Below are 8,202 nucleotides of genomic sequence, written 5' to 3'. Positions count from 1 at the left end.
TCAGTCTTTTGAAATGCCTCAGCCAAACCGGCCTTTCAAATATGCCTCGGATGGTTGGCAATCTGGGATCGATTTCCTCAGACTGCGTTCTCACGCATCACATCATGCTGAAACCGGGGTTGCTATTGGCTTTCTGCTGTCTGCACAAACCGGTTTTCAGCGCGCTGATCTTGCAAACATGCAGATACGCAAATCGGCAGCATTTTCCGGGAGTTCCGGCAACGCATTACCCCTGATCAGGGTCCAAAGCGCATATTTCCAGAACAACTCCACGTAGCCATCGATGGGCCGGATCGGCATGAAACCGGGGATGCCAGAGCAGCGATACGGTGAACTCGGGCGTCGTAAATGGAAGCGCAAAGGTGTGCATTGCGTCACGCAGATTCCCGGTGTGGCGTTCCGGAACGCTTGCGATTAAATCTGACGAACGGGCCATCGCCACCGCAGTCGAAAATCCACCGACTATTGTGGCGATCTCTCTTTCCAGACCATGCGCAGTCATGGCTTCATCAATGGGGCCCATTTCGAGACCTTGGCGCGAGATGCCAATGTGCCGACCGGTCGCATACCTTGCCGGACTGATCTCGCCTTCACTCAGAGAGTGCCCCATTCGCACGACGCCGACAAAACGATCTCTGAACAGGGCCTGGGTACGCAGTTCCGGACCCATCGAGCTCGCAATCACACCAGTTTCCAGATCGACAGTCCCTTCACGCAATGGTGCGCTGTCTTTGTCTAGCTTTTGCACAAAACGAAGTCGTACACCAGGCGCTTCTGAACTGGTGCGAGCAATCAGGCCTGGTCCGAAATTCTCTGCAAAGCCCTCGCTGGTTCGCAATGTGAATGTTTGGTGCAGATGTTGCAGGTCTGGGATTTCTGCGGGGCGTAGCACCGACTGGGCATCTTGCACCAACTGAGTGACTCGCGCGCGAAGTTCAAGCGCTCTGGGCGTTGGAACGAGACCCCGCCCCGCCCTCACCAATAGCGGATCTCCCGTTGTCTCTCTCAACCTCGCCAGCGCCCGGCTCATAGCAGATGGACTAAGGTGCAATCGCTTGGCGGCACGCGTCACGTTGCCCTCTGAGAGCAGCACATCCAGGGTAACGAGCAAGTTGAGGTCGGGTGCTGACATGCGCTCACCATATCGCAGTTTGGTTCAAGTATGGCGTCAGACGCACAAATAAAGTGCGATTGCTGCGTCTTCCGCAATCACTCTCAAAAACTTATGCTTCATTCATCCCCAACTCAAGGGCAAAAAGAAGGAATCGATATGAAGTCAATCATTGCAAAATCAGAACAAATCGTCGCCGATCGGGAAGTAAAGCCTCCGATTCTTTGGGCACTTGGCAGCTTGTCACTGTCCATGTTGCTGTCCTCTCTCGGCACCAGCATTGCCAACGTCGGCTTGCCCACATTGGCGCAGGCATTCAATGCCTCCTTTCAACAAGTGCAGTGGGTAGTCCTAGCCTACCTACTCGCCATCACCACGCTGATCGTCAGCGTCGGACGACTGGGTGACGTCATCGGCCGCCGACGTCTCATGCTGGTTGGAATCTCGCTGTTTACGGTGGCTTCAGCCCTGTGCGGCATCGCACCAACGTTGTGGCTGTTGATTGCTGCACGAGTGATGCAGGGTTTGGGCGCGGCCATCATGATGGCACTCACGATTGCGATGGTGGGCGAGGCTGTACCCAAAGAGAAGACCGGTAGCGCGATGGGATTGCTCGGAACCATGTCAGCGATTGGCACCGCCCTGGGACCCACGTTGGGTGGGTTTCTGATCGCAGCATTCAATTGGCGCGCCATCTTTTTTGTCAATGTACCGCTGGGTATATTGGCCTTTGTTCTCGCTTATCGCTTTTTACCCGACGACCGCCAGTCTCCAAAGGCCAGCAAGCCCCGTTTCGACACGATGGGCACCCTGTTGCTTGCGCTAACACTCGCGGCATACGCACTTGCCATGACACTGGGACGTGGAAATTTCGGGACACTCAATGTCGCGCTGATGCTCGCCGCTGTCTTCGGCGTGGGTTTGTTTGTATACGTCGAGACGAGCGCTAAATCCCCCTTAATCCAATTGACCATGTTTCGCAATCCGGTACTGAGTGCGGGCTTCGTTATGAGCGCACTGGTGACGACCGTGGTCATGGCAACACTGGTGGTCGGCCCGTTCTACCTCTCTGGCGCACTGGGGCTGGACGCAGCCGGTGTCGGACTTGTTATGTCAGCCGGCCCAATTGTTGCCGCACTGACGGGTGCGCCCGCAGGTCGCCTCGTTGACCGGTTTGGCGCCTACTTTATGGGCATTGTAGGACTGATCGCCATGGCGCTTGGCGCCATCATCCTGCCCCTGCTGCCGACTAGTTTGGGGATGGCAGGCTATATCTGCCCACTGTCCGTCATCACCGCCGGATATGCGCTCTTCCAGGCGGCCAATAACACTGCTGTCATGACAGATATTCGTCCAGACCAAAGGGGTGTCATTTCCGGCTTGCTTGGCTTGTCGCGAAACCTTGGACTTATCACCGGCGCATCAGCAATGGGGGCAGTATTCGCGCTCGGATCTTCCGTGACAGACATGACAACAGCGCACTCAGATGCTGTCGTCTCTGGTATGCGCATGACGTTCATCGTCGCCGCGGTATTGGTAATACTCGCCCTCGCTGTCGCGATTGGAAGCCGCGCTCTTACAAGACGTCCTTTGCTCTCTACGGAGATTTCATGAAGGTTACTCCTCCAAGTGACAAGCTACTTACCGCTTTGGAATCGAATCCGCCATGAAAGCGGATTACGTGTGTTTTGGCAATCTTGCATTTTGAAACCAACAACGATCGAAGCCACATTAGCGCCAATATTTCACGAATAACATTCGTAGCGTGTCTGAGTTTTCGCTTTGGCTGACTCGCAAATGCGTGGGTCGTGGCGCCAGGGCACGCGACCCCGACACAAGAACCCATTGGGGGGTGGGGCATATTTCATCAGGACACCCACCCGCCAAACGAGTCTTCTGTATGCTCAACTCCAATTAACTTTGCGTTCTAACGATTCGACCATGACCCGCCATGCCCAAGTTCGATGAACCCTTTGTGTTTGAAGCCGATGGCAGCAAATCACTCTTCTTTACTTTTGACCAGTTGCAAAGCCGCATGAACAGTGCGCAGCCAACACGACTCGACGTGGACTACACCCGCACCATGATGGGGTTCCTGATGTTCAACCCGCGTCCGGCCCACATCGCTATCCTGGGACTGGGCGGCGGGTCACTGCTCAAGTTTTGTTACCGGCATCTGCCGGCATCCAGGTACACGGTCGTTGAAATCAACCCGCATGTGATTGCACTGCGCGACGCGTTTGCAGTCCCGCAAGACGATGCGCGCATCAACATCGTTTGCGCCGATGGCGCCGATTATTTGCAGAACATGACACGCAACGCGTGGCCCCGCTTTGACGTGCTGATGGTGGATGGTTTTGATGGCCAGGGACAAGCGCCCAGTCTGTGCACCCAGGCCTTTTACGATGATTGTTTCAGCGCACTCTCACCTGACGGCGTCATGGTGGCGAACCTGCACCACGACCACCCCGCACACGGCGTGTTCAGCGGGCGCATCCGACTGGCATTTGAGGGAAATGTACTGGAGATAGCCTCGAAAGAGAAAAGCAACAGTATTCTCTTTGCCCACAAAGGAGGCCGCATTTCAGTAGAGGCATTGCGGCAAAACGATGCCTTGCTGAACTTTGACGCCGAGGTGCGCGATCAACTCAAACATGAGTTTTCGCGCATAACCTGGGAAATGACCGACCCCGTTTAGTTCAAAGGCACGCCGGTCTTGGCTTGCAACTCTTCAAGCGTGACATCGGGTGCCAATTCCACCACTTTCAGACCTTGAGGCGTAACGTCCAGCACCGCCAGGTCGGTGATGATGCGGTTGACCACGCCGACACCGGTGAGAGGCAGAGAGCAATTCGGCAGAATTTTCAGATCAATGGTGCCGTCTTTTTTCTTGGCAACGTGCTCCATGAGCACCACCACGCTCTTGACACCAGCCACCAGATCCATCGCACCGCCCATGCCCTTGACCATCTTGCCGGGAATCATCCAGTTCGCCAGATCGCCTTTTTCGCTAACCTGCATGGCACCCAAAATGCTCAGGTTGATCTTGCCGCCACGAATCATGGCGAAGCTGTCGTGGCTGCCAAAAATACTGGAGCCAGGGATGGTCGTAACGGTCTGCTTACCGGCGTTGATCAGGTCTGCATCGACCTCATCATCGGTTGGGAAGGGGCCAATGCCCAGCATGCCATTTTCGCTTTGCAGCCAGACTTCAATCTCGGGGTTGACGAAATTTGCCACCAACGTGGGCAAGCCAATGCCGAGGTTGACGTAAAAACCGTCGCGCAATTCTTCAGCCGCCTTGGCAGCCATTTGGTCGTGTGTCCAAGCCATGATCAGACTCCTGCTTTCGGGGTGATAGTTCTTTTCTCAATTCGCTTTTCAGGCGTCGCGTTGAGCACAATGCGGTGCACATAAATACCTGCCAAATGGACAGAATCGGGGTCAAAGGTGCCGGTTTCCACAATTTCTTCGACCTCGACGACCGTGATCTGACCTGCCATTGCCACCGCCGGGTTGAAGTTGCGCGCCGTGCGACGGAACAGCAAATTGCCGCTCTTGTCGGCCTTCCAGGCCTTGACCAACGACACCTCAGGTTTCAAGGCAAGTTCCATGATGTGGGCATGGCCATCAAACTCACGCGTTTCCTTGCCCTCGGCGATCAGCGTACCGACGCCCGTGCGGGTGTAGAACGCGGGAATACCAGCGCCACCAGCGCGCAGCTTTTCAGCCAGCGTGCCTTGCGGTGTGAACTCCAGTTGCAACTCACCGGCCAGAAATTGGCGCTCAAACTCCTTGTTTTCACCCACGTAGCTGGAGATCATTTTGCTGATCTGGCGTGTTTCCAGCAACTTGCCCAAGCCGAAACCATCGACGCCGGCGTTGTTGGAAATAACGGTCAGGTTTTTAACACCGGTGTCGCGCAAGGCGTCAATCAGGGCTTCGGGAATGCCGCACAGGCCAAAGCCACCAACGGCCAATAATTGGCCATCGCACACGATGCCTTCAAGGGCCTTGGCGGCGCTCGGATATATCTTGTTCACGGATCTGTCTCCAATAAAAATAACTATGATTGAACGATACTACCTAAGCACATACGTAGTATTTCTTAAAGTACAAACCCTAGGTTGAGAGAATTTGCCCACCCATGGATATTGATTACAAACTGGCATTTGAGCTGGCGCCGGTCGGGCTGGCACTGTCACGCAACCGGCAAATGCAGGACTGTAATGGCTACCTGTGCGAGATGTTTGGCGCCTCGCGCGAACTGCTGGTGGGCCAGTCTTTTCAAGTGCTGTACCCCAGCGCCATCGAGTTCGAGCGCACCGGTTCGCGCATCTCTCCCATTTTGAACCGCAATGGCACCTACGCCGATGACCGGATCATGAAACGGGCCAACGGCGAGACGTTTTGGTGCCACGTCACCGGGCGCGCCCTCAATCAGGCCTCACCCCATGAGGCAGGTATTTGGACCTTTGAAGACTTAAGTTCACGCCGACCCGTCAAGTCTGAACTGACGGCCCGCGAACGCGAGGTAGCGGCGCACCTGATGGGCGGCCTAACCTCCAAGGAAATCGGCAAGGCGCTCGCTATCAGCCACCGCACCGTCGAGATTTACCGCGCCCGCCTGATGCGCAAATACAAAGCGTCAAACACCGGCGATCTGGTGCACAAACTGATGGCAGGTTGAGGCTACCGCCCTACTGAAACAGCTTTTCGACCTTGAACAGGGTGAGCACACCCATCAAGGCAAAGATACCGGCCGCAATCGAGTGCACGAGCTTCATCGGTATTTTTTCAGCAAACTTGTTTCCAACAAAAACAGCCGGCACATCGGCGATCAACATACCCAGGGTGGTACCCGCGATCACCCACAGCGGTGTCGCGTAATGGGCTGCCAAAGCAATGGTGGCAATCTGGGTTTTGTCGCCCATCTCAGCCAGGAAAAACGTGATGAACGTCGCCCCAAACACCCCGAGTTTGTTGGCCACTTGGGTTTCTTCTTCCTCGATCTTGTCAGGAATCAGGGTCCAGATTGCCATGCCGATGAACGACAAGCCCAGCGCCCAGCGCATGGCTTCGGGGCTGATGACGGACGTGATCCAGGCGCCCAACGCGCCGGCCATGCCGTGATTGAGCAAGGTGGCACACAAAATGCCCAAGATGATGGGGACTGGTTTTTTGAAACGCGCCGCGAGGATGAAGGCGAGCAGTTGCGTTTTGTCGCCAATCTCGGCGAGGGCGACAACGCCGGTTGAAATGAAGAGAGCTTCCAAAATGGATTCCAGTGACAGTTAAAAATACTAAACGCTATGCATTAAATAGCTATGTGCGCAGGTGATACGGGGGCTACAGCCCTATTTGATCGCAGATTCAATTAACCCAGTCCTTCTACCACTTCAGCTGCCGAGCGGAAGGCTTCGACCGCAGCGGGCACGCCGCAGTAGATGGTGGCATGCAGCAGCACTTCCTGAATCTCGGCCACCGTGGCGCCATTGTTCAGAGCGCCCCGCACATGGCCTTTGAGTTCGTGCTGTTTGCCCAAGGCGGTGAGCATCGCCACAGTAATCAGACTGCGGGTTTTCAGGTCCAAGCCTTCGCGCTGCCAGACATCGCCCCAGGCATTGCGGGTGATGTGCTGCTGAATGGGCAGCGTGAAATCCGTGACCTTACCCAAGGCATTGGCAACAAACTCTTCGCCCATGACCTGCTTGCGGGTAGCAAGGCCTGCGATGTATTGTGAATCCATGGTTTCTTGCATCTCAACTCACCAGCGCCCGCAGCCTGTCAGGCAGGGTTTTGGCTTTCTGGTTCGGAAAATCGACCCAGATGGTGGTGGCGCCACCAGCCGCATAAATGACGCCGGGCTGGTCAACCAATTCCATCGTGCCCCAGGTCTCAAACGTGGTGCGACCGGGGTCGCTTACATACATTTTCATCAGCACGTCACCCGGAAATTCGAGTTGCTTGTAAAAATTACAAAAGGCATTGACGATCACCACGCCCTCGCCCTTCGGGTCGAGTTGGTAGTCGACTGAGATCAGCCAGTCCACCCGCAACTGCTCCAGATAACGGAAATAAATGGTGTTGTTGACGTGGCCCATGGCGTCCATGTCGCCCCAGCGAATGGGGATGATCATCTCGTAGACGAGTTTTTTCTGTTCCGGAATTTCAATTTTCATGGTCTTTTTTTGGATTATTTGTGGGTTGATAAGGTTTCATTGAAAAAGGCCAGCACCAAGGCTCGGGGTGGGCCGCAAATACTTCCATCACCAGCAAGGGTGCACTACGACGGGTAAAAACCGAACGACGCGCCGGCAAAGCCCTTGCCGCCACGGGCCCATTGGTGGCCTGTTGCCAGCCGCGTGCCACTTGACGACTCAGACGCGTCGCAGGCTTGATCCTGGTAAACGCCAAGGTCGAGCGCGAAATACCAGCGCGCTTGAACAGCACATCTGCCAGCGGCCGCGTGCCCAGTCCCCGAATGGAGCGCCAGGCTCCCAGCGAGTGCACATGCGGCGTTACACTGCGGGCAAAAACCACGGCCACGCCGTCGACCCGCAACACCACCTCGCGCACATAGCCTGCACTTCTGCCAGGCAAGCCCAAGGCAAGAGCTTCATCCCGGCTCAGGGGTTGTCGCCCCTGATTCATCACCTGAACGCTAAACACATCTCCGGCCGCAGCCAGTCGCGCACTCAAGGAGCCCGAAGCACCGAGCCACCGCCGCACCGGGCTGCGGCCCCTGGTTTTATCGGTCCACGTCATCATCGGTGCGCCCTGATGGACGCCAGAATGCCCAAGGTAAACAGCACAGCAGCCGTCAATTGAAGCGTACCGGGCCAAGCTCCGTCCCACACAAACGAATAAAACAAAGCAAACAAGGTCTCACTCACAATCAATTGGCCACACAAACTGACACTCAGACGCTGGCTGGCAATGTTCCACAAAATGGAAGCGGCCCATGCTGAACCGACACCAGTTGCTATGCAAAATATAGCTATTAGCGCAATGTTATCAAGCACTAGCAGCTCTTTTGTGCTTGAACCGGCAAATACCCAAAGCAGCAACGCGCCCAAGCCCGTGGCAAT

11 protein-coding genes and 1 pseudogene are annotated in these 8,202 nt (G+C 55.6%); 4 read left to right on the top strand and 8 right to left on the bottom strand.

Features of this window, described 5'->3' with window-relative positions; genetic code table 11:
* A partial coding sequence (locus WCG50_RS15465; RefSeq protein ID WP_336900495.1) for a hypothetical protein occupies window positions 1-277 on the top strand: 277 nt, incomplete at its 5' end.
* Here the strand turns inward: WCG50_RS15465 and WCG50_RS15460 are convergent.
* The gene (locus tag WCG50_RS15460; RefSeq protein ID WP_336900494.1) at window positions 227-1,132 is read right to left on the bottom strand and encodes a LysR family transcriptional regulator; all 906 of its coding nucleotides are present in this window, start codon (window positions 1,130-1,132) and stop codon (window positions 227-229) included. The two genes, WCG50_RS15465 and WCG50_RS15460, sit on opposite strands and share 51 nt — an antisense overlap.
* Window positions 1,133-1,363: 231 nt before the next feature.
* Between WCG50_RS15460 and WCG50_RS15455 the strand changes: the two genes are divergently transcribed.
* Window positions 1,364-2,725 (top strand): MFS transporter, encoded by a 1,362-nt coding sequence (locus WCG50_RS15455; RefSeq protein ID WP_336900496.1) that lies wholly within the window; start codon window positions 1,364-1,366, stop codon window positions 2,723-2,725.
* Between the two features lie 337 nt (window positions 2,726-3,062).
* Window positions 3,063-3,809, top strand: coding sequence for a transferase (locus tag WCG50_RS15450; RefSeq protein WP_336900493.1), 747 nt, complete (start codon window positions 3,063-3,065; stop codon window positions 3,807-3,809).
* Here the strand turns inward: WCG50_RS15450 and WCG50_RS15445 are convergent.
* Complete coding sequence (locus WCG50_RS15445; protein WP_336900492.1) at window positions 3,806-4,444, bottom strand: 3-oxoacid CoA-transferase subunit B; 639 nt, start codon at window positions 4,442-4,444, stop codon at window positions 3,806-3,808. The two genes, WCG50_RS15450 and WCG50_RS15445, sit on opposite strands and share 4 nt — an antisense overlap.
* A 2-nt stretch (window positions 4,445-4,446) precedes the next feature.
* Window positions 4,447-5,154, bottom strand: a complete 708-nt coding sequence (locus tag WCG50_RS15440) for a CoA transferase subunit A (protein ID WP_336900491.1) — start codon at window positions 5,152-5,154, stop codon at window positions 4,447-4,449.
* Window positions 5,155-5,258: 104 nt separating this feature from the next.
* On the opposite strand from WCG50_RS15440, the gene WCG50_RS15435 reads away from it, so the two are divergent.
* Window positions 5,259-5,801, top strand: coding sequence for a PAS and helix-turn-helix domain-containing protein (locus tag WCG50_RS15435; RefSeq protein ID WP_336900490.1), 543 nt, complete (start codon window positions 5,259-5,261; stop codon window positions 5,799-5,801).
* 10 nt (window positions 5,802-5,811) lie between these two features.
* Here WCG50_RS15435 and WCG50_RS15430 read toward each other — a convergent pair whose 3' ends face one another.
* The 5 genes and pseudogenes from WCG50_RS15430 to WCG50_RS15410 form a co-directional block, all read right to left on the bottom strand.
* Window positions 5,812-6,387: a TMEM165/GDT1 family protein gene (locus tag WCG50_RS15430; RefSeq protein WP_336900489.1), complete on the bottom strand. Its 576-nt coding sequence runs from the start codon at window positions 6,385-6,387 to the stop codon at window positions 5,812-5,814.
* A gap of 101 nt (window positions 6,388-6,488) precedes the next feature.
* Complete coding sequence (locus WCG50_RS15425; RefSeq protein ID WP_336900488.1) at window positions 6,489-6,860, bottom strand: carboxymuconolactone decarboxylase family protein; 372 nt, start codon at window positions 6,858-6,860, stop codon at window positions 6,489-6,491.
* Window positions 6,861-6,873: 13 nt separating this feature from the next.
* A complete protein-coding gene (locus WCG50_RS15420) occupies window positions 6,874-7,293 on the bottom strand; it encodes an acyl-CoA thioesterase (protein ID WP_336900487.1) in 420 nt (139 codons plus the stop codon).
* Window positions 7,283-7,882 carry a chorismate lyase gene (locus WCG50_RS15415; RefSeq protein WP_336900486.1) on the bottom strand — a complete coding sequence of 200 codons (600 nt, stop codon included), beginning with the start codon at window positions 7,880-7,882 and terminating at the stop codon, window positions 7,283-7,285. Before WCG50_RS15415 ends, WCG50_RS15420 begins: the two co-directional genes overlap by 11 nt.
* Window positions 7,879-8,202, bottom strand: a pseudogene (locus tag WCG50_RS15410) (EamA/RhaT family transporter); the annotation flags it as partial. The gene WCG50_RS15415 and the pseudogene WCG50_RS15410, both read right to left, overlap by 4 nt.

Source organism: Rhodoferax sp., from assembly GCF_037143375.1.
GTDB lineage: Bacteria > Pseudomonadota > Gammaproteobacteria > Burkholderiales > Burkholderiaceae_C > Rhodoferax.
Note: the sequence above shows the minus strand (reverse complement) of the source record. Positions and strands in the feature narration are given on the sequence as shown.